Genomic DNA, 23,695 nt, shown 5'->3' on the forward strand with positions numbered 1-23,695 from the left:
GGCGTCCGCGAGTGAGGTCCATCACCGTGCGGTGAACTCCTCGTCGATCCGCGCGTAGGCCGCGGCGCGGTTCGGATGCACGTAGCCGCTGATCGTCTTCCAGTCAAGCCCGATGATCTTGCGGCGCCAGTACGTGATGGTCTGCCGCTTCCATCCGGTCAGCCGGGCGAGTGGGCCGGTGTCCTCATGGCACGTGCCAGTGATCAGTGCGTGCCAGTCGGCGTACCCGAGCGCGGGCCGCCGCCTCGTCCAGCGCGGCTCGGGCGTTGGCGACGGTGCGGGTACGGACTGTGGCGATACCGGCACCCAGTGAACGACGACTGAACGCGTGTCGTTGGCCGCGGTCGTCGGTGGAAGCGCCTGTCCAGTCTTCGTCCATCCCGCGTATCTACGCTGATGCGGCCGATGCGGCACCGGCTGCCGTTGTGGGGCATAGGCGAGGAGGAGGCCGGAGGAGGCGTTCGTTTTCGAGGCCGCCCGGAGGCGGTGGGCGAGGCCATTTTTTCATCATGGCTTCTTAACGGCTTCGTCATATTTTCTTGATCTTGCTCGCGAGGAGTGTCATCGGGTAAGAGTGAAAATCCTGATAACCGTAACGGTCGACGTCTGCGCGGGATTGACACTCCCATGCAAGATGATGGCAGGGATTTTCTAGCTTCGCTCCGGATCGGTCGGCATAAGATCGCCTTTTGTCTATTTAAAGTATTGATCAACTACTGGCCGCGATTTTGTCGAGCCGAGTGATCGAGGTGCCCTTGCGGTGCGATCCACCGCCCGGCAGGTCACTCAGTCGTCATCACCTTAATAACCCCCCTTGGCCTGACTGTTGCTCCGACGTGATCAGGCGCTCCGGCCGAGGCGACTCTCGCCGGCCTGGCGCACGAAAAGCCAGGCGGTCGAGTAGAAAGGAAACCTGCCCGAGGTGGCTACTTGGCATATCGTGATACCGCGGGATATGCCACTGCGCGATAAACTGCTTCAGCGTCTGTGGCAAAAAGGATCTTCGCACATGGGATTGCCGGTCGTCTCGCCGGAGATGGCCGTGCCCGCCGTGGCGGACTACCGCGAGCAGGTGACGTGGCAGAGCCTCGATGACATGCTGATCGTCAGGAGGGTCAGCGGCGCGCACAGCGCGCACTTTTCCCGCCCGGCACTCGAAGGCGGGTGGGCCGATTTCATGGTCGTGTTCCAGGTGACCGCCGGCTCCGTTCGTATCACCGACGCCGAAAATGACGTGGTGATCGGCCCAGAAATGCTCTGTATTCGAGATTTCGGCAACGACTGGAGATATTCATCGGGCGAAGAGACGACCTCGCGTATCCTGATCTTCCCCAAGCAGGCGCTGTCCGAGGTTTCCTACGAGCGGCTCATCCCTTTCGTGGCGGTGGAGTCGTCCTCGCCGGAAGCCCGTCTGCTGCTCGCCCAGCTGGACGCGCTCGGCGAGACCGCCGACACGTTGACCTGCAAGGCCGCGACGAGAGCCCGGAACGCCACTCTTCATCTCATCAGAGGAATCCTCGATGCCGAGCTTTCGTCCGAGGAGCGTTCATCACATATGCGCAGCCGTGCCGAACGGTACATCGACCGCAATCTCCGCGACCCGTCCCTGGATCCCAACACCATCGCCAAGGGTCTGGGTGTATCGCTGCGTACCCTGCACCGGACCTTTGCCGAATCGGACGAATCCGTAATGGCCTACGTGCGTCGGCAGAGGTTGGACCACGCTCGGATCGAGATGAGCACCCAGGATTCCTCGGTCACCATCGCCTATCTCGCGGCGAGATGGCAGTTCGCTGACGCAGCCCATTTCTCGCGGGCATTCCGGCAGCGCTTCGGTCTTACGCCGACGCAGTACCGGAAGATGGGTCGGAAAACGCGTCCTCACGCGCGGGATCTGGACGCGATCTAGAGCGAACCCGCCGACGAGGAACGCCGGACCACCCGTGAGGATGGACCGGCGTCCGAAGCTGTGCCGGGTTACTCGACGAAGATGTCCACCGGAGGGCGCATCTCCGCACAGACCCGCAGGACGTCGTGGATGACGTGGTCCTCGAACGCCTTGAACGGCGCCGGGTCGATGGCCACCTCTTCCTGGTCGGCCGCGGGATACGCCTGCTGCGTGAGCAGGTAGTCGAACCGCGGGGCCCACTTGCGGGCGCCGAGGCGCGCGGTGGTCGAGCAGTTGTCCACCAGGTACGCGATGCCGCGGGCGTGCATGTAGGGGTTGAGGGAGTCCACGGCCTCGATGACCGACTCGTTCGCGATCTCCGAGTACGGGTGTCCCTTCTCCAGGAAGGTGTCCACCTGGGCCATCATGACACCGCAGAAGACGCCGGCGGTGAAGGGGCTCAGCGGGATCTCGCTCTCCACCCGGTCATCGCGCACCTTCTGGCCGACCTGCCACATCGTCGACTGGTCGATCTTGCCCATCGGGAAGCGGTCGAGGCGCTTCCCGGCCAGCACGACGCTGCGGATCTCGTTGCCGGACTCCACTTCGTCGTAGATCTCGTGGGTCAGCTCGAGGCCGACCGGGTACGCCGCCGAGTACGCCTGGGCGAAGACGGCCCTGTCGTCCTCGCTCAGCCGCTCGTACAGGCCCCGGAGCCCGTCCTTGGAGATGGTCTTGGAGATCGGGCCGGTGACCGACTCCGCCGAGAGCCGGAACGCCGACTCGTCGCTCATTCCGTACCCCTGGTACCGGCGGAAGAGGCTCTCCACCACGCCGTGCACACCGGCCGCCAGGATCGCTCGTTCGCCGGTCAGGTCCGACAGATACTCCGAGCGAAGCGTGGTCTGGAACGTGTACGGCGCGCCGAGCGCCACAGACCAGGCCAGGGCGCGGTCGACGGCGCGGCCGGTGACGTCCTGGTGGACCGCGAAGCTGGCGTTGATCCCCGCGCCGTTGACCTCGGAGCCCTGCAGGTACAGCGCGCGCACCGAGGCCCCCATGCCCTTCGGGCAGACGCCCACGACGTCGATCTCGGCGGGGAACGTCTCGTTCCGATCCGTGAGGTAGCCGAGGAGGAAGCCGTGGGACAGGCCCAGCGTGGTGCCCGGCCGCAGCGCGGCGAAGATCTTCTCGTACAGCTCGGTCTGCGCGGCGTCGGAGATCAGCAACAGGACCATGTCCGACGCGGCGATGACGTCGAACATCTCGCCGAGCGTGCCGTCCTCCTCGCGGAAGCCGGCCTCTCGTGCCGCCTCGAACGACCGCGAACCCGCCCGCAGGCCCACCGCCACGTCGATCGCGCCGTTCAGCGAGTCGCGCAGGTTCTGCGCCTGCGCGGAGCCCTGTGGTCCCCACCCGATGACCCCGATCTGGCCGACGCCCTCCAGGGCGGCGGGGAGTCGGTCGAAGAGGTGCCGGCCGCCGCGCACGATGGCCTCCCGGCGTCCGCCGAGCGCGATGTATTCCTTGTCGAAGACGGCGGTCTCAAAATCCAAAGTGTCCTCTTGCATTTCCTTCTCTCATGACGACGGTGCTTGGTATACGGCCCGGAGCGTGAACCTGCCCGTCGGGTCCCCAAGGTTAAATGTGTAACCTGCGGGTTAATTATTCCAGAAAACATCGACGGCAGGCGAGAACGTCCCCGCCGCGAAGGTTGCAGGACGGCGCCAGCGACGTGGGCGTCGGACGTCCTGGTTCAACGGCCTGGCGCAGGCGTCCTAGACCTCGCCGTGCGCCGACTGGAAGCATCCGGTCGAGACATATGTGATCCCGTCTCATCGGGGTGTTGGCCGATGTGGGTTCCTGTTGCAGTGCGCCCGCATTACCCGTGATATTTACGAAGAAAGGCGGACGCCATGGCTGCGAATGGCGGCACGACGACCGTGGGGGGCGTGACCTACCAGGTCACGCCCGAGTATCTGTCCAATGCCGTGACGAGTACCACCAACACCGCGACGGAGATCGACGGCATCCTGGCAAGTATCAAGTCGTACGTCGTCAGCCTGGAAGCGTCGTGGCAGGGCGTCGCGTACAGCACCTTTCAAACGCTGATGGCCGAGTACGACATCTACGCCAAGATGCTGCACGACAGCCTCACCGACATCGCCTCCGGTTTGCAAGGCACCTACGTCAACTACGTCGACTCCGAGCAGACCAACATCAACAACCTTCATTCGCTCGACGCATCCCTTCCCGCCGGAAGTCAGACCATGGGCGCAGCGAACCTCGCCTAGTCAACGAGAGGACGTTTCTCATGGCGAACACGAACATCGACGGCTCCAAGATCCTCGTCGCCGAGGGCCTTGAAGGCGCCGGAGCGTGGTTGAACAGCCAGGCGAGCACCTGCGCCGACGACCTGGCGCGGCTGAAGGCGCAGCTCGCGCCACTGGTGGACACGTGGAACAGCATGGCGTCCACCTACTACCAGGACATGCAGCACGAGTGGAACGTCGCCGCCGAGGGCCTGTTCGGCCCGGAGGGCGTGCTCGGCCAGATCGCCCACGCGATGAACGTCAACTGGGGCAACTACTCCGACGCCGAGTGGTCCAACATCAAGACCTGGCAGCACTGACCCGGCCCGTACCTCCTGCCAGTACCGATGCGAGGAATCCGAAGTGGATGATGAACGGTGCCGGATCACCGTGGTCGGCAGGCGGCGCCGTGTCGACCTCGCCGTGCCGGCCCACGCTCCGATCGCGGAGTACGTGCCTGAGCTGACACGGCTGTGCGGCCAGGAGACTGATGAGACCTTCCCGGCGTCGTGGTCGCTCGCGCTGCCGGGCGCCAGACCGTTCCCGCTGGGTGTGTCGCTGCTCGAGGCAGAGGTCGTGGACGGTGCGACGCTGTACCTGCGCGACGTCGTCGACGGTGAGACGGATGAGCCGGTCGTCACCGACCTGGAGGATCTGGCCGAAGAGGTCCGCGGCGGGTGGGACCGGTGGAACACCCGTCATCGCGTCCTCACGACCATCGGTATCGGCCTGGCCGTGATGGTCGGTGCCGTCGCGCTGCTGACGCTGACCTCGCCCAACAGCCCGGCGACCATCATCACCATCCTCATGGGATCCGGTGTGGCACTGCTCGGCGGGACGGCCGCCCGCCGCGACTGGGCGATGCCCGCGCCGCTGCGGGCGGCGGTCGCGATGGCCGCGTGCCCGCTGTTCGCCCTCGCCGGCTACGCGCTGCCCGCTTCCGTGAACACCGCCGGTGCCGGGATCACGGCCGGGGCCCTCATCGGCGCGCTGGCGGCAGCGCTCGCGGTGCCGGACGTGTCCACGCTGCTGTTGCTGGTGGTCGCGGCGATCGCGTTGCCGGTCGCGATCCTTTTCGCTGCGGCGCACGCGACTTTCGTCGAGTCCGCGTCGGTCACGGGCGTGGTCGCGCTCATCGCGCTGAGCGCCGCGCCCGCGGTCGCCGGGCGCCTGGCCACGCTGGCTCCAGTACGCGGGAAGAAGGACACGCCGGCCGACCCGGCGGGGGAGATCGCTGTGGTCCTGAGGCGTGGCCGTGGCGCTCTGATCACACTGGTGCTGATCCTGTCGCTGGTCGTCGCCGCCTGCCTGCTGGTCGTGGCGGATTCCAGCGACCCGTTCGCCGTCGCGCTGGCGGCGTGCGTCAGCCTCGCCCTGCTGGCCCAGGCCGGTGAGAGCGAGGTCCCGGTGGCCGTCATGTCCCGTCTCGCCGCCGGATTCGCCGGTGTCGCCGCCGTCGCCCTGCGGGCGCCCGTCCATCTGCTCCACCTCGCCTCGACGCCGGTGGCCCTGATCGTGTGCGGCCTCGGCGCCGCCGTCCTCGGCGTCGGATGCGGCCTGGCGGGCCGGAGCGCGCCCGCCGAGATCCCGGAGGAGCGTCCGTCCTGGCTGGGGACGCTGGGCATCGTGTTCGTCGCGCTCTCCGTGCCACTCGCCGCGGGTGTCTTCGGGGTGTTCGGCGACCTCGCGCACCTCGGCGGACGAATCTGACGTGAAACCGGCCTGGCAGCGTGTCTCTCCGAACGGCTGGGGCGCTCACCGTACGATCGGCGCCGCCGTACGCGCGGCCGACGACGGCGCGACGGTGTCGGTACAGCCGGGGGTCTACCAGGAGTCGGTGGTCCTCGACCGGGATGTGACGGTCGTCGCGGCGAAGGGGCCGGGCACGGTGCGCATCGTGGCCCCGCAGCGGTCCGCCCTCATGCTGCACGGATGCGCCGCGACCATCCGGGACATCACGATCGAGGCAGCCTCCCCGAAGGAGACCGCCGTTCTGATCAAGGGCGGTGCGCCCGTGCTGGAGCGGTGCGAGATCGCCCGCGGCCGCGTCGAGATCACGGCGGACGCCGAATGCGTACTGCGCGGATGCGACATCCACGACGCGGTGTTCGCCGGTGTCTACCTGACCGGCACCACCCGGGCCGTGATCGAGGACTGCACCGTGCGCTCGGTGGACGGCGACGGCATGCGCCTGGACGACGCGGCGCGCGCCGACTGCGCCCGCACCACGGTGGACGACGTGCAGGGCAGCGGCCTGCGCGTCGCCGGCACCGGTGGCGGCGTGTTCGACGACTGTGAGATCAGCCGGACCGGTGACGCCGCCGTCTCGATCGAGGCCCCCGCACATCCGCGCCTGCGCCGGTGCCGGCTGCGCGACACCGGCGCCGCGGGAGTACGAATCGAAGGCTCGGCACAGTGGGCCGGCGACCGCGCCCGCGAGGACGAGACGACCGACGGGGACGGGTCCGCCGACGCCGGGCGGGAGGAGCGCCGGGTCCGGCTGGAGCAGTGCGAGATCACCCGTACCGGCGACGGAGTGTCCGCCCACGGCGACTCCGGCGTCTTGCTGAAGGACTGCCATGTCCGCGAGGTCAAGGGCACCGGTGTGCTCGTCTCGGGAAACTGCCGCATGGATCTCGAGGACGTCCGCCTCGTCGACGGGACCGGAACGGCGCTGGTCATCGCGGACTCGGCGGACGTCCACGCCCGGCGTACGGTGCTGACCCGCACGGCCGCCAACGGCGTGCACTGCAGCGGCTCCGGCACCCTGACGCTGACCGACTGTGAGGTGTCCCGCACGGCGTTCACCGCCGTCCACCTCGACGGCAGCACACAGGCCACCCTGCGCGACTGCCGCGTGTCCGAGACGCCCGAGCACGGCCTGCGTGTGCGTCAGCAGGCCGGTCTGCGCGCCGAACGCGTCATCGTGGAACACATCCAGATGGCGGCGTTCAGCGTCGAGGGCGGCGACGCCCTGCTGCGCGGCTGCCACGTCAGCGACGTCGACGTCGGCGCCAAGATCGTCACAACGCACCGGCCGCTCCTCGACGACTGCGAGTTCACCGCCGTCGCCCGTACCGCCATCGAGGTCGGAGCGGACACCGGCGTCCTGATCTCCGGAGGCCGTATCGAGAAGACGGGATCGGCCGGGGCCTTCCTGGACGAGCGCAGCGAAGCCTGGTTCGAGGGCATGCGGATCACCGACACCGAGGGCAGCGGCCTGATCGTGTGGACCGGTGCCCGGCCGCGGGTCCGGAACGTCACCGTCGCGCGTACGGGCAAGAACGGGCTGTACGTCGCGCGGGGAAGCGCCGGGGTGTTCGAGGACTGCGACATCTCCGAGACGGGCTTCCCGGCGATCTACGTGGGGGAGGAGGCGACGCCGACTCTGCGGCGCTGCGTGGTCCGCGACACCGGCGAGGACCTCACGCTCGCCGACGGCGCGGAGCCGGTGTTCGAGGACTGCTGGACCAGCGGGGTGGCCGGCAGCTCCATGCCACAGGGCGAAAGGGCGCCGAAGTGGGCGGGCGGGAGCGCGCGGACCGAGGCCCCGGACGAGCCGGAGGAGGACTCGAAGGAGAGCCTGGAAGACCTGCTGGCCGAGCTCGACCGTCTCGTCGGGCTGGACCGGGTCAAGCAGGAGGTCAGCGCGCTCGCCCAGCTCATGCAGATGGTGAAGCGACGCGAGGAACTCGGCCTCTCGCCCCCACCGCTGTCGCGGCACCTGGTCTTCGCCGGGAACCCGGGTACGGGAAAGACCACGGTGGCCCGCCTGTACGGGCGGATCCTCGCCGCGCTGGGGCTGCTGGAACGCGGCCATCTGGTCGAGGCCGACCGCGGCGACCTGGTCGGAGAGTACGTCGGGCACACCGCGCCCAAGACCCAGGCGATCTTCCGCCGCGCGCTCGGCGGCGTGCTGTTCATCGACGAGGCCTATGCCCTGGTCCCGCATGGGCAGAGCACCGACTTCGGGCAGGAGGCGGTCTCCACGCTGGTCAAGCTGATGGAGGACCACCGCGACGAGGTCGTCGTGATCGCCGCCGGCTATCCGGGCGACATGGAACGGTTCATCGACTCCAACCCCGGCCTGGCCTCACGTTTCACCAGGACCCTCACATTCGAGGACTACCTTTCCGAGGAGCTCGTCAGCATCGTGGAACACCACGCCGAGCAGCACGACTACCGGCTGGCCGACGACACGCGTGAACGCCTGCTGGACTACTTCGCGGCCTACCCGCGGGGCGGGCGGTTCGGGAACGGCCGCACCGCCCGGCAGGTCTTCCAGCGGATGACCGAAAGGCAGGCGCAGCGCGTGGCGGGGCTGACCGCCCTCAGCAAACAGGACCTCACCGAGGTGCTCCCCGAAGACCTGCCGCAAGGGGCCGCATGAGCAGGATTGCCTTTCACCGGTCTGCGCGTACGATGCCGCCGGCGGTCCCCGAAGAGAGAGTCAGCCTGGGGGCGCCGCCACAGAAGCCGCAGAACAACAACGCCTCGAACTGGCTCTACCTCCTGCTGCCGCTGCTGAGCAGCGTCAGCATGGCGGCCTACATGGTGACGTACGGCAAGCCCTGGCTGGTCGTCCTGGGCATCTCGTTCGTCATCGTGTCGGTCGGGGTGACAGTGGCGGTCCGCGTGCAGTTCCGCAACGCGAACCGCCGCACCCGCGACCGCCAGCGTGAACGGTTCGACGAGCATCTCGCCGACATCCGGCGGCAGGCGCGCGCCGTCGCGAGTGCCCAGCGGGTGGCGGGCGCGTTCGCCCACCCGAGTCCGGAGCGGCTGTTCGCGATCGCGGTCGGCCGCCGGCGGGTGTGGGAGCGGCGGCCGACGGACGAGGACTTCCTGAAACTGCGGCTCGGCGTGGGGCGTGGCCCGCACGCGTTGCAGATCCGTCAGAGCGGGCGCAGCGATCCGATGGCCGAGTACGACAAGCAGTCCCAGCGCGCGGCCGACAGGGTCGTCGCCGCCAACGCGACCGTGGGCCGGCAGCCGGCCTGGGTGGATCTCGCGCGGTCCGGTGTGGTGAGCCTGCTGGGTGCGGAGGAGGCGACGCAGGCGGCGGCACGTGCCCTCCTCACGCAACTCGCGGTGTTGCACGCGCCGGACGACGTGACGGTGGCGGTGTGCGCGAACGGCGCACCCGGCTGGGAGTGGGCCAAGTGGCTGCCGCACACCCACGACCCGGACGCGCGCGGGGCCGAGGCCGGGGTGGTGCCGCTGGTCGCGGAGGACCTCGACGGGCTCGCCGACTACCTCGACGACCACCTCACCAAGCTTCAGAACCAGCGGGCGGAACGCGCGACCCGGCTCAGTTCCCTGCGCGACACCGGACCCCGCCACCGGCTCGTGGTCGTGTTCGACGGGTACCGGCCGGACGAGGCGTGGGCGCGGACGCCGCTGGTCCAGCGCCTGATCGGCGAGGCCGGCCCGGAGACCGGCGTCACGGTGGTCTGCCTGGTCCAGCGGGAGAAGGAGGAGCCAGAGCGAGTCGGCGTGCGCGCACGCCTGGACGGCGCGGGCGGGCTGGAGCTGACGAGTCGTGTCTCGGCCCTGCACAGCTCTGTCGAGGACGCGGTGGCGGACCGCATGGACCCGGCCTTGTGCGAGCAGATCGCCCGCCGCCTCGCGCCGCTGCGCCTGTCGGGCGAGCGCGAGCAGGTGCTGTCGCGGACGATCTCACTACCCGACATGCTCGGCGTGCCGGACCTGGCCAGATTCGATCCCCGGACGCGCTGGCGGGCGCCCGACGACGAGATGTTGTTGCGGATTCCGATCGGGGTGACCGGCGAGGGCGAGGACCTGGCACTGGACCTGAAGGAGTCTTCTCAAGGCGGCATCGGCCCGCACGGGCTGGTGGTGGGCGCGACCGGGTCGGGCAAGAGTGAGCTGCTGCGCACGCTGGTCACCGCGCTGACGATGCAGCACTCCCCGGAGCTGCTGAGCTTCGTGCTGGTCGACTTCAAGGGCGGCGCGACCTTCGCCGGCGTCACCGAGCTGCCCCACGTGGCGGGCCTGATCACCAACCTCGCCGACGACCTGGCGCTGGTGGACCGCATGCGGGCCGCGCTCCAGGGCGAGCAGCAGCGCCGCCAGCGGATGCTGCGCGACGCCGGGAACGTCGACTCCCTGAGCGACTACCAGCTCCGCCAGGCCGCCGGCGGCACCGACGTCAACGGCAAGCCGCTCGAACCCCTGCCGTACCTGCTCATCGTGGTGGACGAGTTCGGCGAGCTGCTGTCCCAGCGCCCCGACTTCATCGACCTGTTCGTCCAGATCGGCCGCGTCGGACGCAGCCTCGGCATGCACCTGCTGCTGGCCACCCAAAGGCTGGAGGAAGGCCGCCTGCGCGGCCTGGAGTCCCACCTGTCGTACCGGATCTGCCTGCGCACCTTCAGCGCCGCCGAGAGCCGCGCCGTCATCGGCACCCCCGACGCCTACCGCCTGCCGGCCATCCCCGGCTCGGCCTACCTCAAGGTCGACGAGTCCGTCTACGAGCGGTTCCGCGTCGCCCACGTCTCGGCCCCCTACCAGGAGCCGGCCGAACGGGAACTAGCCACGCCCGAGAGGGTCCCCCCAGCGCCGTTCGCGTTCCGCACTCCGCATCAGGGACGGGACGAGGCGTCTCTGGAGACTCCTGTGTCGCCGTCGCCACGGGCCGCGGTGGGTGAACGCACCGAGATGCAGGTCGCCGTCGAGCAGGTGCGCCGGTACGGATCGCCGGTGCACCAGGTCTGGCTGCCGCCGCTACCAGCCCACATCACGCTCGACTCGGTGCTGGGAGGCATCGACGTCGACGACCCCGCCCACGGGCTCCAGGCGACGATGTGGCCTCAGGGGCAGCTGAACTTCCCGATCGGCGTGGTGGACCTGCCGGTCGAGCAGACTCAGTACCCGCTGGTCATGGACCTGGCGGGCGCCCACGGCCACCTCGCACTGGTCGGCGCGCCACAGGCCGGCAAGAGCACCCTCCTGCGCACCACGCTTCTGGCCGCGATGCTCACCCACACTCCGGAGGAGTTGCGGTTCTACTGCGTCGACCACGGCGGAGGTGCGCTGCTGAGCCTGCAGGACGCGCCGCACGTGAGCGGCGTCGCGGGCCGCCACGATCCCGAACGCGCCAGCCGCGCGCTGTCGGAGGTGCACCAGCTCGTCGGCGCCCGCGAGCGCCTCTTCGAAGAGCTCGGCATCGCCTCGGCGAACGACTTCCGCCGGCTGCGCGACGAGGGCGAGTTGCCCGAGGGCGTGGACGCGGCCGACGTCGTGCTGGTGATCGACAACTGGGGCGCCGTGCGCGAGGTGAGTGAGAGCGCCGAGGCGACGGTCGTCGACATCTCCTCACGGGGTCTGGGCGTCGGCGTGCACCTGGTCGTCAGCGCGAACCGCTGGGCGGAGATCCGGATCAGTCTGCGCGACAACATCCGCGGTCGCATCGAGCTGCGGCTGAACGAGCCCGCCGAGTCCGAGGTGAACCGGCAGGCGGCCCGGCTGCTGCGTACGGTCACGCCGGGGCGCGGCGTCGCCTCGCCGGGACTGGTCTACCACGCGGCGCTGCCGCGGATGGACGGGTCGCAGACCACCGACGGCCTCGGCAAGGCCCAGGAAGCGGTCATCGAGGAGATCGCGGCCTGCTGGCCGGGCGAACCCGCACCCCATCTGCGCGTCCTGCCCAAGCGCGTGTCACCCGCCGACCTAAGTGCCGCACGGCACGCCGAAGCGGCCCAGGCCCCCGGCGCGCTGCGCCGGCCGCCTGTGAGTGAGGTCCCGATCGGACTCCGCGAGCTCGATCTGGCGCCGGTGGGGCTGGACCTTTGCGGTGCGGATCCGCACTTCCTCGTGTTCGGGGACTCCGGCTCCGGGAAGACGTCCTTCCTGCGTGCCTGGATGCGCGGTCTGACGGAACGACAGGAGCCCGAGGACGTGCGCTTCGTGGTCATCGACTACCGGCGCGGCCTGCTCGACGCCGTCCCCGTTCCGTACATCGGCGCACAGGCGGGAGACGCGGAGTACGCCGTGGCCTACGTCGAGCAGTTGGCGGAAAAGCTCCGCGACCGCCTGCCTCCGCCGGACGTCACAGGGCAGGACCTGCGGGAACGCAACTGGTGGACCGGGCCCGAACTCTACCTCGTCGTCGACGACTACGACCTGGTCGCCGGCACGTCCCGCGGGCCGCTGGCTCCACTGGCCGACTACCTCACCCAGGCTCGGGAGCTCGGCTTCCACCTGGTGCTGGCACGCCGCGTCGGCGGCGCGTCGCGGATGTTGATGACCGATCCGCTGGTCAGCAGGCTACGTGAGCTCGGCTCCCCCGGACTCGTGCTGTCCGGCGACCCTCGGGAAGGCGTCCTGCTCGGTGACCAGCGCGCCGCCCAGCGCCCGCCCGGCCGTGGCGTGCTGCTCCGCCGCGGCCGGGCGACGCAGGTCGTGCAGACCGTACTAGATGAGGAGGAGCAGGAGTGGTAGCCGCGGCGACGGTCCTGACGCCGCTTCGTGCGGCCACCACTCCCCGGCCGTCAGGTGGGACCTACACCGCGCCTTCGGCGACGAGTCGGTTCGACTGGCGGTTGGACTGGACGGGTGAAGCGTTCGTCCAGTCCCTTCCGGAACTCCGCCGGCAGCTCCAGTTCTCCGGCCTTGATCCGAGCGAGCAGGGCGATCCACGCGCTCGGCCGGAAGAACAGTTTCGGGCCATCGGGGTCCTTGCTGTCGCGGACCGCGACCACTCGCTCGTACTCACCTGGTACTTCCGTCACTGGCTCACCCCTTTACGGTAAGACGTCGTACTGAATGCATTATGCCTCAACCAAGTGAAGAAAGAGGAACCCGTGGCTGGGATAATCGAGTTGGCGGAAGTGCTGTTCGTCGACGGTGAGGATGTGCCTGTCGAGCATAAACACGAAGACCTCATGGTGGTTTTGCGGGATGCGGACGACCCCGACGGCGTCGCGCTGTATTACACCCCGAACGAGTGGGAGGCGTTCATCCTCGGGGTTAAGGACGGCGAGTTCGACGACCTGGCCATTGAGCCCGACGAGTCCGACGCGTCCGACGACGAGTCCGATGGCGGCCAGGCCGCCGCCTTTCCCTGGACCGGCCGTCCAGGTTATCCGGCCGGCGGGCAATCCAGGACCTGAAGTACCCGTGAACTCCGGCGCGCGAGGCGCCGAAATATACGGCACGTTCAGGCGGTGCTTCCTTACTGTTAAAAGCCGCGCTTCTTGTCGAATTCGCGTCGTCGGTCGCCGCTCACCTGGGCCACCGCTGGATCACGGCAACGCTGACGCAATGGTCGCTGAGGCTGGCGCTCGACTTTGTATACAGGAGGCCGTCATTGCCGAGCTCCACGTTCGCCGAATGTGTCGCCGGCGCTGGTGGTGCCGGCAGCGGCCGTGAAGCTGTCGCCTGCCCTGGTGGTGTCGGCAGCGGGCGCGATCGAGATCCACGACCCTGCGTAAACAGCTCATCGACGATAGATTTGGCAATAGCGTAGACGAACTGTAGCTCATCCGACGCGTCGGGCGCGGTGACGGCCTCGACGATACTCGCCTTGTCCCGTAGAAGGGGGAAGTATTCGGGCCCCTGCACTACCTCGTTGAGGCGGGCTACCATCTCACGGGTGATCTGGGCGTCACCGAGTCCAGCATCTCTTTTGCGCTCGTCTCGCAAATGCTCCAATAGTAGTTCCGCGTTATATTCCAGCCAAGCTCTATCCACCGGTTCTTTCGTGTCGGGCGCCGTTCTAGGTTGCGAACCGGCGGATTCTCGTGTTTGCCTGGATTGTGGATGGGCGGCACGGTGTTGGGTGGGGCCCGGCTGAGATCCACGACCTTGCGGAAGCAGTTGATCGACGAGAGATTCGGCAGTAGCCAAGACCATGTTCAGGTCTGGCGACGAGATAACAGCCTTGACGGGATCCGACTTTCTCTCTATGGCGGCGAGATGCTCGGGCCTTCGTATTACCTTGGCGAGATCTTTTACCATTTTTCGGGGAATGTTGGCGGCGTTGGGTCTAGCGCCTCCTTGGCGCTCGTCTCGCAAACGCTCCAGTAGGCTTTTCGCCACAATCTCCTGCCAAACCGTCTTTGCCTCATTCCGTTTTTTGTGCCAGTTCTCAGCCTCGAGTTCGGCCCTCGCTCTACCCTTTTGCATAGCTGAGGTGTCGCGATAAATATCGCCATTCTTTAGTATGATATCGGCGACGCTCTTGACCGCTGAAGCCGGTATCGGCTGGCGGGGAGCAACGCTGCGAAATGCGGCGGTCAGTAGCTTATTCGCCGCATTCGTCGCAATTGCATTACGCCAATCGTCGGCGGCCCTCTCGATTCCTTCCGGACTCATATTGATAAGGTTTGAGACGGAAGGATTGTCGGAAGGGTCATTCGCGACATGCTCTCCGATAAAACGCATCAAGATACTTGGGTTCACCGTCAACTGCCATCGGTTGCGCCGATCGGCATCGGCGGCGATGTCGATGTCGATCTTGGCGTAGTGGGCAATCGACATTAGGTGCCGGAGTGAATTCGGGCCCGAGTTGGATTCTTCAAGGATATTGTCGGCGGCGTTCTGGAGAGCACCGGAAATAGTGCTCGCGACTGTTTCCACGATTTGGGACCGCGCACTCGCTGACTCCGCTTGAGAGTAATCGTGATATGTTGACCTCAGGAACGTTTTTACCGCGCCGAAATGCTCGGGAGCAACCTTCAGTCTCACGCTGAGTCGATAAATGAACGTCGCGTTCAGGTCCCATGTTGTGGCCAGCGTGGTGATGTCGGGAATCCGATCGAATCGCAGAAGATACCCCGCCAATTCATCGGGGGAGATGTGCTCCTTTTGGGGGTTCTCGCTGTTCAGTTCCTTGAGTAGCTTGTTGAATTTGCCATCGTTCCACCAGCCTTTTGTTCTTGCTACCTCCAGTTTATATTCTGGTGAAGTTGATTTGAAAAACTTTATTCCCCGGCTTCGTCCTGGAGAGTGCCGGAATAGGGTAGGACGTCCTGGTTCCACGGACGAGGTGGGACCATCGTGTGTCGTGTTCCCAGCTCGGCCTCCGCTGGCTTGCGCTGATTCCGGGACGGCGGGCAGGGTCGGCCTTGCCGAGCTTGCTGCCTCTTCCTGGATGGTGGTGTCGGCCCTGGGGGCGTTCCGGTTCGCTAGCCTCCGGTTCCGGCTGATCCTTCCCTGGTCAAGCACGTAATCCGGGGCATTCAATTGGCTGGTGCTGGCGTCGTTCGCCTGTGGCAAAGATTCGCCTGGCGATGCACCTCCACGCAGGATCCCTCTTTTAGGGTGGCCGACGCTCAGCCGTGAGGCGATCGTCCTTGCCTCTTCTCTATTGCCGCCGTTTCGTAGGTGCTCAGCGATGACCGCGACCGCCTGCCAGGCGTGAGGCGCTTTCTTCCAGGATTCGAGTGTCCAGTCCCTGGGCGAGTCGAGGCCAGGGGGGAGCCCGACGTCGTCCAGTAGTTTGATCGCTTCGCCGACAGGTTTCTGAGCTGGATCATCGGCGGTTCGCTTCCCTGCCCATGTCACGAACGCTGCCAGCGCTTCTTTGTCGGCCTTGGCCAGGCTTGCCGGGGCGGGCGAGGCGGTGGAAGCGCTGCGGGGCTGTCTGCTCTGCCCTCGCGGGCGGGGTCTGTCCGGCGTGAAGACCCCGTCGCTCAGGGTTCCCGCGCTTGCCTGTACACACGCGGCCCCAGGCGCCTCCGCGCTGTGTCGCGACGTGAGCCACATCGCCTCTTCGGCCTTTACCTGCGCGTCATCCTGAACCGACATAGCCTCTCGAAATCCTGTTGAGCCATCGAACGGACACTCACCCGTCCAGACGTGAACAAATACATCAACGATCCCGCGGACGGGCTTCTCGACGCGAGAACGAGCGCGCCATCTCCGAGCAGGTGCCAGGCACGGGTTTCAGGCCGGCAGGCTCAGGATGAAGGTGGAGCCCCGGCCGGGTTCGGAGGTGGCCGTCGCGGTGCCGCCGTGGGCCCCGGCGAGTTTGCGGACGATGGGGAGGCGAGACCGCGCTGGCTCTGCGGATGCTGGACGGCATGAAAAAGTGGTCCCTTCCTCCGGGAGGAAGGGACCACATCTTCTTGGCGTCAGGCCAGGCGCCACTTCTGATTCGGGTGCCCGTTGCACGTCCAGATCTGCAGAGGGGCGCCGGCGCCCGTCCACTTGTTCTTGACGTCGACGCATAGGTTGGTGCCGCTGTGCACGATGTCGTTGGCGCTGGTGAGCCTGAACAACTGCGCGGAGCTGCCGTTACACGACTGGACCTGCAGAGGCGTGCCGGCGGACGAGCGGGCCGCGGTCATGCACATCCCCATCGATCGGAGCGTGCCGTTCACGAACGACCACTGCTGCTGCCTCAGATCGCTACGGCAGTTCCAGATCTGCACAGGGGTGCCGTTCACGGTGTGCCCGCCGGAGACATCCAGACAACGGTGCGAGGCGTAGCCGACGATCGAGTGAGTGGCGACCGTGGCCATCACATTCGCCTGCCTCTGCGCCGGTCCGCCACCCGACCCGGGACTCGCGTTTGCCACGGCAGGATCTCCGCCGTGGGCGCGGTCGCCCTTGGCTCCATTGGGGTTTTTCCCGAGGGGCGCGGCGGCCGGGGGTTGGTTGGCGCCGGGGGCCGCCGGGGGCCGCTGGTACAAGATGCGCGGCGAGCCGGACGGACGCAACGATTTGGATCGCTGCTTGTCCGCGGCGGCCACCGGCTTCGCCTTGGCATGCGGGCGGAAGACGATGGCGCCCACGCCCAGTGCCACGGCACCGGCCAGCACGACCGTCATGCCGATCGTCACGAGATAGCTGGACAGGCTCTTCTTCTCGCCAGGTGGCCGTACGACCGCACGGAAGGCGCGTGTCAGATCGCGGCCTTTCGGCTCCTCTGGCTGTTCAGGTGTTGGTTCGGACACGCTGGGTTCCCTCAAGGTGGGTACGTACGCGGACGCTGTATCGGGTACCCGCCCGCGGCAACGGTCGAGCGGATGTGATGCGGGGTGATGTCAGGTCAGGTGCAGGACATGTACTTCACGGAGGAGAACTGGTCGTTGTACGGGACCTGGTCGAGTCTTCCGCCCTTCCCACTGCCCCAGTACCAGTGGCTGCCGCCGCCGTTGATGTCTGTCGCGAGGTTTACGCAGGCAGCGGAGGAGGAGTTGACCCAGATGGACGACACCTGGTCGTTGGCGCTCCAGCCGTTGCTCATAGTCCGGTTGGTGAGATTGACCCATCCCGACGTCTTGAGCGAAGAGATCGAGATGTTCAGGACGGCGCCCATGCCGGCGGCGTTCTGGTAAAGGCAGACGGAATTAGCCTGGCAACCTGTGTAGCCACCGGCAGCCTGAGCGGGCATGACCGAAACGGCTGAACCCGCGCAGAGGGCAACGGCCGCGACGGCCATCCTGATCGCGCTTTTCTTCTTGATGTTTCCTCCCAGCCGTGGTGAATGAGGGCACTGTTTTTCCCGATCTCACTCGCGTGGTGACAGAGTGAGTGGCGCAGTATGACAGCGCGTTATGGGATCCTCCAACGACGGAATCCGTCCATGGCCCAATACCGATCTTCTCATGATCTGCGCCCTTGAAAGACAGAACGTGGGTGCCATATCAAGGAACCTGGGCGCCAACGGATCTTATCTGCGTTCATGTCCTCTCGGCCACGGTGAAGTATGCGCTTACCCGGTGCGGTAATCCGCACCCTCGTGTCGCGCACTCGGCGTCGCGGGGGTTTGGCCGATCCGAACCAGACAATGTGGTAGCTTTCGCGCCCAGCGTCTCGTTTGCCCAGGTAGGCGGCGCCTCCTGGCTGTAGAAGGGTGGATTATGGGAACGTGGGGCGAGGACGGCTGGGCGGTGCGACCCGGCGAGGGAAAGCGGGTTGATCTCGGTGGACCGCACTGGTTGGAGGTACTGGTGAGGGGGGCCGAGGTCGACCAGGCGCTCGGTGCGTTCGTCTTCGCCCACGATGTGATCGAGGAGAACCCGCCGCACGCGCACCACGGCTTTATGAAGATCGCCTATGTGCTGGACGGCGAGTACGACTTCCGGGTCGGCGACGCCACATTCTCCGGCGGCGCGGGAACGACCGTCGTGGTGCCGAAGGGCAGTCAGCACACTTTCACGACACGGACCGGCGGCCTCATGCTCTTTGTGTCCTCCCCGGCGGGCAACGAGGAGATGTTCCTGGAGATGGGGCGGCTCGGCCCGGATGCCACCCGCGAACAGCTCGAGGAACTCAACGCACGCTTCCAGACCAACGGCCTGCCGGGCGACGAGGGACTTCCCTGGCGTCGGATGCGCGCCGCGAAATAGACGGAGAAGGCCGGGGTGATGTAGTTGATAGAATCCTGGTGCCAGCTTAAAGAATTGTCGCGCCAGAAGCTCCGTGGTGACGCGGATCGCATTTACTGACGCCTTTCGCTAGGCTCGCTTCTGACGTTTATCGTGGATACGGAAGCGGGATGGGGCAGCATGTCAATCGCGTGGCACAAGTCGAGTTATAGCGATGTGGCATGCCTCGCGGCGACCGAAGCTGAGGCCCTAGTAGTGGCCGGCCAGATCGTCCCGGGCACGCTCCGGCCGCTCTCTGCCGCCACCCGCGGCCGCGGCGCTTCGGCACCGGCCAGGCGAGAGGCCGGCGTGTGGACCGCTGAGGATTATGGATCGCTGGAGAACTTCCAGGAGTGGATGCGCGTCGCTCGGTCCGAGGCGACGTATTGGTTCCGTCAGGCCATGCAAAGGATGAAGCAGCGGCACGGAATCAGGTTCCCTGTGGACATCGCCCCAGACGCTCGCGCCTTGTCGGTGAGCAATCGGTCTGAAGCCTACCGCGTGACCGCGGTCGTCGCTTTGGACCTTCACGACTTTCATGATAATGAAGCGCATGCCGACGACACCATCGAGCGCTTGGGTGCCGGTCTGCCACGGGGCGGGGGCCTTGACGGCGGCGCGCCGGAGTCCTCCGCCACGGGCGGGCGGCGGACGCCGTCGGCTGCAGATCGTGACACGGACGCGCCGGAGTCTTCATCCATGGGCGCGCGGCGGACGTCGTCGGCTACAAATCGTGACACATCCAGCGCGGCCGGCGCGGCTCCGGCGGAGGCGTCTGTTCCGCAGGAGGGCGCGATCTCGGTGCCCCGCAGAGCGGGCTCACCGCAGGCGACGACGGCCGGCAGTTCCGTATCTCAGCGCTCTAGGCGTGGCCGGGGCGATGCTGTCCCAGCTGCGTTCCTCGACAGTCCCCCAGCGGCATCGTCCGCGGTCACCGACCGGCCGGCTCCGGTCGCTTCTGAACCGCCGGTCGCGCACCCGACCCATGAAGAGCCGGCTCCGGTCGCTTCTGAGCCGCAGGTCGCGCACCCGACCCGTGAAGAGACCGTCACCACCCCCTCGGATCCTGTCGGCGGCCGGTCAGAGTTCAGCCTGGGTGGCCTGCCTGCGGGTATCGGCTGGGGGCACGCGCGGTTGGTGCGTTCGTGGGACTCGGAGCCGGGCACGACAGAGACCACGTCGCTGTACGAGGCGTTTCTGGCCGCGTCCGATGGCCGTCTCCCTGTTGACGACACCTCCGGTGGCCGCCGGGTCATCAGCGATGCCGGAGAACTCCGCCAGTTCGTGGCCCAGGGTATGGGCGCTAAGCAGCTGGACGGGCAAAGCTGGCAGCTGGCGAAGGATGCGTTCCGCCAGGCTGCCAGCGAGATGGTGGCGAGCGCAGGGCAGGCCGAAAACCTCGACGATGAGGTCGCGACGCTGATCGAGGAGCAGATCAACACCGGCGTGGCGTGGGGACAGATGGTGGCCAGCTTCCAATCGCAGGGCCACTGGGACGCGCTGGAGAGTGCGCTCGCCCCTGTGATGCTCAGCGAGTACTCCGGAAAGAGTCTGCTGGTGCTGCATGCCGACGGGCGGATGAGCTCCTACGGATCCGGTCCTGCGTTGGTGGTCGCCCAGAGTGTGGGTCCGGACGGAACGCCGCGATGGGTCGGCGTGCCGTCGAGGGCGGAGGGCCAGGCGCTGGGCGGGTTGTCCGGCGGACAGGTGAAATGGGCCGCCGACCACGGGATGGTGTTCGTCGGGGACCAGGGCGGCAGTGATTTCTTCGGCGCGTTGGCAGCGGCCGGCCGCGGTGCCGGGCTCGGCGAAAGCTTCGGTGATGGACCGGCGTTGCGGACCAAACTGGCAAACCGCATGCAGACGGAGAGCTCGCTCGACGGCGTCTTCTGGGACAAATTCGCGGCGGAGTACGTTCAGGCGGCGAAGCGAGGCGCCGGCGATGACGCGGCGGCCGAAGTGCAGGCGGCTCGCCAGAGGCTGGACAACGGCGAGGCATGGCAAGAGATCATCGCTGGGCTCTCCAAGGGGCGCGACCATGGTCTGACCGATGGGCTGTTGCGGCTTCTCGGGCAGCGTTACTTCAATGCACGTGTCCTGGAGACGGACGCTCAGCCGCTGTCCCCGGGTGAAGAGCCCGGGCTCACCGTGGCACGCCTTACTGGTGACGGGGCGCGTTCCTGGACGGGGCTGGCACCGGTCCGGGCACCGCACGTGCGGGGTGCCGTTACCAGCCCGGCCGACGTCGCGGGAGGGCGGAGTAGTACGTACGTTCCGGTTTACGGGCCCGCCACGAGCGGGCCGGTGATGCCGACAGGCCGGGAACCGGAGGGGATGACCGCAGCGCAATGGCGATCGGCGTTGCGTCATGACCGGCAGGTCGTCAAGGTCCACAAGGGCGCCGACGCCTTCTTCAATGCCGTGCTGGCGGCCACGGGCGAGTTCGGCGCCGGGCAGGTGCCCGTCGAGAAGGTGACGGAGCTGCGAGGCCGTCTCGTGGAGCGGATTGATCAGGAGAAGAACGGAAACCCGGACGGCTGGCTGGTCGTCTACACGATCTACGCCGAGTTGTACAAACAGCGCGAACAATCAGGACCGCAGGCGGGTGCCGAAAACGATGTCCACGCGTTGGACGCGCGCATCAGTGAGCGGATCGAGAGCGGCCAGGCGCTGGATGACATCAAGGCGTCCATCGCCGATCCGGGCAGCTGGCCCGAGCTCGCCGAGCAAATAGCGCCGTACTTCATGAACCGGCTTGGCTCGGCCGTACGGGTGATCGAGACCACTGGTGAGGTCAGTCGGTACGGAAATGGCAGGCCGCTGTATGTCGCCCACCTGCACGACGCGAAGGATGGGACCCGGCAATGGGCGGCGTTGCCGTGGGTGGAGAGCCGGTTCGCGGTGGGTTCGCCTCTCAGCGCTTCCAACCGGTCCGATCCGGTACTGGTCGGCCTTGGCCTGGCGGCCGATGAGCAGAGAGCCGCACTGGCGAAGGCAGGGTCGGTCGGTCCGGCCGACCCTGTTCTGAAGTCGTTGCACGACGCCCGCAATAGCTGGCTGGCCGACGGGGCCGGCTCGTCGGTGTCCTCGTCGGGCGTTTCCTTGACGGTCGCCGACTTCGAGAGCGCGGTACGCGGACTGGGCCCCGCCGTTGATGTGAGCGCCGGGTCTTCTCCGCGAGGTGGCGGTGACGCGGTCGCGGCCGGTTTGAACCTGGGGTCCGCGGTCCGGCTGATTTCGCGGCTCTTCGAGGAGCGGGGCGGGATCCGCCCGGCGCCGACGGCCGGCCGAACAGGGGACGCGGCCGCCACGGGCGAGGACTGGCCGGAGGCCGGGATACTAGCCGACCAGTGGGTGGTCGCTCCCTCGCTTCGGGAACTGATCGGCGCGATCCCGGCGGGCAGCACCGCACTGTTCGTCAGCGGCGGGCGTACGTGGGTCGTGGCGGACACCACCAGTGGGCGGCGGCTGGTGGAGTTCAGCCCGGCGAACCCTGCGGGCAGCGTGATGGCTCCCTCGCCGCGGGCGAGTGAGTCCATGAGCTCGGCCGGGTTGGCACTGGTCGTCGGCGAGGACGGGCACGTGATGCCCGTCAACGAGCTGGTCGGACCGTTCGTCTCGGCCGTCGGCTGGGACAGCGACGACATCTTCGCGCCCGGGTCGTTCCATCAGGCCCCGGCCGTCGATGGGCCATGGACGAGCGAAAGGCAGCGCGAATGGGCGCTGGTTCACGAGCGGCAGTTCGACGAACCCCGACAGGGAGACAACGCCTTCTTCGAGGCGACGATCAAGGCGGCCGGTGGACGGCTCACCGTCGGCGGCAAGGAGATCACCGATCCGGCGGTCCTGCGTACGGCGCTGGCCGAATGGGTCCGTACGAATGCCGCTGAGCTGAGCAAGTGGCCATTGGTCCCGGCCGGGTACGGGTTCGCCGGTGGAGAACGCGTCCTTGAGGAGTTCCTGCGCGCCGCGGCGGAGTTTGACAGCGCGGCCGTGCACCGCCGGATGGTCGAGCATTTTGAGACCGGAATGGCGGCCCAGTACATCGAAAGGGCCATCGCTCAGCCAGGGCATTGGGAAGAGGCGGTCCGGTTGCTGGCACCGCCCCTGCTGGCCGAAGCCGCCGGTGTCAGACTGGCGATCCTCGAGCGTGATGGGAGTGTCCTCGCGTACGAGCCCGCGGGCGACCCTCAGGCGGGCGATCTCGTTCTGGCCCGCACCAATCCCCGCAGCGCGACAACGCCGCTCTGGTCGGCGCTCGTAGGCAAGGCGGGCAAGACGTTGCCCCCCGTCGGCGTGGACAAGACGATCCGGATCACCGCCGGGCCATCGACAGGTCAGCTGGCTACGCTCAGTGGCCATCAGCAGAACATCGCCGGCACGAGAGAACTGAAGGTCCAGCCCACCGAGGCGGGGGCCGACTCCATCTACAGTGCGGTCCTGGCGGCAATGGGCGGCGGCGTCCTGATCGACCGCGGCACCTTCGTCGACACTCCGTCCCAGCTGCGCGAAGGACTGGCCAGGTCGCTACGGGAGCGGCCGGACGTACTGGGCAGGGACGCCCGAGGGCAGATCGGCCAGAGCCACGAAGCGATCATCAGTGCCCTCACCGACCCCGTGGCCCGAAACACCGACCAGATCGCCCAGCACCTGATCGGCCCGTACCTCGGTGTCGAGTTGAACATCGTCGAGCGTGAGGGTGAGATCCGTGCGGACGGAGGCGGTCGGTCGATCACCCTCGCTCCCACCGGCAGCGTGGACCAGCCCCACTGGGCAGCGCTCGTCCCGAGTCGGCCCGTGTCGCACGACATCGCGCCGGTCGGCCTTCTCGGGCTACCGAAGCTGCCCCTCGACGCCGACCAACCGCAGATCTCCAACAACAACAAATGGAGCAGGGACGGTTTCGAACTTGTCGAACCCGAAGCTCGGGAAGTCGGCAGCCCCTGGCGCAACGCCACGTTCTGCCTGGAGGACGAAGACGGCAACATGGCTTGCGTATCCGTCGCCGTCGTCTATCAGCGCCTGCCGCTGTGACGACCGGGCCCATCCGATGGCCCGAGAGGATAGGGAGGTCCAGTCGGGCGGGCGCGAAGGCAGAGGTCAAAGGCCCATGGGCTGGGGTGTGGGGCTCGTCGTCGGCTAGCAGCGGGCCCCGA

The 23,695-nt window shown here is 67.3% G+C and carries 15 protein-coding genes; 9 read left to right on the plus strand and 6 right to left on the minus strand.

The annotated features are described in order from the left end of the window. Positions 1–21 precede the first annotated feature (21 nt). Complete coding sequence (locus ABEA24_RS01910; RefSeq protein ID WP_345428674.1) at positions 22–306, minus strand: hypothetical protein; 285 nt, start codon at positions 304–306, stop codon at positions 22–24. A 703-nt stretch (positions 307–1,009) separates the two neighbouring features. On the opposite strand from ABEA24_RS01910, the gene ABEA24_RS01915 reads away from it, so the two are divergent. Further along, on the plus strand, positions 1,010–1,909 hold the full coding sequence (locus ABEA24_RS01915) for a helix-turn-helix domain-containing protein (protein WP_345428676.1): 900 nt from the start codon (positions 1,010–1,012) through the stop codon (positions 1,907–1,909). 68 nt (positions 1,910–1,977) lie between these two features. On the opposite strand, the gene ABEA24_RS01920 is transcribed toward ABEA24_RS01915, so the two are convergent. After that, positions 1,978–3,444 (minus strand): hypothetical protein, encoded by a 1,467-nt coding sequence (locus ABEA24_RS01920; protein WP_345428678.1) that lies wholly within the window; start codon positions 3,442–3,444, stop codon positions 1,978–1,980. 360 nt (positions 3,445–3,804) lie between these two features. Between ABEA24_RS01920 and ABEA24_RS01925 the strand changes: the two genes are divergently transcribed. Genes ABEA24_RS01925 through eccCa form a run of 5 tightly spaced genes read left to right on the plus strand, consistent with a single transcriptional unit; the run spans position 3,805 to position 12,663 of the window. Further along, positions 3,805–4,182: a WXG100 family type VII secretion target gene (locus tag ABEA24_RS01925; protein WP_345428680.1), complete on the plus strand. Its 378-nt coding sequence runs from the start codon at positions 3,805–3,807 to the stop codon at positions 4,180–4,182. 20 nt (positions 4,183–4,202) lie between these two features. Then, on the plus strand, positions 4,203–4,520 hold the full coding sequence (locus ABEA24_RS01930; protein ID WP_345428683.1) for a WXG100 family type VII secretion target: 318 nt from the start codon (positions 4,203–4,205) through the stop codon (positions 4,518–4,520). Positions 4,521–4,563: 43 nt separating this feature from the next. Next, on the plus strand, positions 4,564–5,910 hold the full coding sequence (gene eccD / locus ABEA24_RS01935; RefSeq protein WP_345428685.1) for a type VII secretion integral membrane protein EccD: 1,347 nt from the start codon (positions 4,564–4,566) through the stop codon (positions 5,908–5,910). Between the two features lies 1 nt (position 5,911). Then, positions 5,912–8,590 carry a right-handed parallel beta-helix repeat-containing protein gene (locus ABEA24_RS01940; protein WP_345428687.1) on the plus strand — a complete coding sequence of 893 codons (2,679 nt, stop codon included), beginning with the start codon at positions 5,912–5,914 and terminating at the stop codon, positions 8,588–8,590. Continuing rightward, on the plus strand, positions 8,587–12,663 hold the full coding sequence (gene eccCa / locus ABEA24_RS01945) for a type VII secretion protein EccCa (protein WP_345428690.1): 4,077 nt from the start codon (positions 8,587–8,589) through the stop codon (positions 12,661–12,663). Before ABEA24_RS01940 ends, eccCa begins: the two co-directional genes overlap by 4 nt. A 50-nt stretch (positions 12,664–12,713) precedes the next feature. Here eccCa and ABEA24_RS01950 read toward each other — a convergent pair whose 3' ends face one another. Next, positions 12,714–12,953, minus strand: a complete 240-nt coding sequence (locus tag ABEA24_RS01950; protein ID WP_345428692.1) for a DUF397 domain-containing protein — start codon at positions 12,951–12,953, stop codon at positions 12,714–12,716. Positions 12,954–13,007: 54 nt separating this feature from the next. Between ABEA24_RS01950 and ABEA24_RS01955 the strand changes: the two genes are divergently transcribed. Then, positions 13,008–13,334 (plus strand): DUF397 domain-containing protein, encoded by a 327-nt coding sequence (locus tag ABEA24_RS01955; protein ID WP_345428694.1) that lies wholly within the window; start codon positions 13,008–13,010, stop codon positions 13,332–13,334. 112 nt (positions 13,335–13,446) lie between these two features. Here ABEA24_RS01955 and ABEA24_RS01960 read toward each other — a convergent pair whose 3' ends face one another. From ABEA24_RS01960 to ABEA24_RS01970, 3 genes are all read right to left on the minus strand, one after another. After that, complete coding sequence (locus ABEA24_RS01960; RefSeq protein ID WP_345428696.1) at positions 13,447–15,972, minus strand: hypothetical protein; 2,526 nt, start codon at positions 15,970–15,972, stop codon at positions 13,447–13,449. Between the two features lie 326 nt (positions 15,973–16,298). Next, positions 16,299–17,123 carry an RICIN domain-containing protein gene (locus tag ABEA24_RS01965; protein WP_345428698.1) on the minus strand — a complete coding sequence of 275 codons (825 nt, stop codon included), beginning with the start codon at positions 17,121–17,123 and terminating at the stop codon, positions 16,299–16,301. Between the two features lie 95 nt (positions 17,124–17,218). Beyond that, a complete protein-coding gene (locus ABEA24_RS01970; protein WP_345428700.1) occupies positions 17,219–17,611 on the minus strand; it encodes a peptidase inhibitor family I36 protein in 393 nt (130 codons plus the stop codon). Positions 17,612–18,062: 451 nt separating this feature from the next. Between ABEA24_RS01970 and ABEA24_RS01975 the strand changes: the two genes are divergently transcribed. Continuing rightward, positions 18,063–18,521 carry a cupin domain-containing protein gene (locus ABEA24_RS01975; RefSeq protein ID WP_345428702.1) on the plus strand — a complete coding sequence of 153 codons (459 nt, stop codon included), beginning with the start codon at positions 18,063–18,065 and terminating at the stop codon, positions 18,519–18,521. A gap of 132 nt (positions 18,522–18,653) precedes the next feature. Continuing rightward, a complete protein-coding gene (locus ABEA24_RS01980; protein ID WP_345428704.1) occupies positions 18,654–23,573 on the plus strand; it encodes a hypothetical protein in 4,920 nt (1,639 codons plus the stop codon). Positions 23,574–23,695 lie beyond the last annotated feature (122 nt).

It is taken from the genome of Actinoallomurus vinaceus, assembly GCF_039542055.1.
In the GTDB taxonomy this organism is placed as follows: domain Bacteria; phylum Actinomycetota; class Actinomycetes; order Streptosporangiales; family Streptosporangiaceae; genus Actinoallomurus; species Actinoallomurus vinaceus.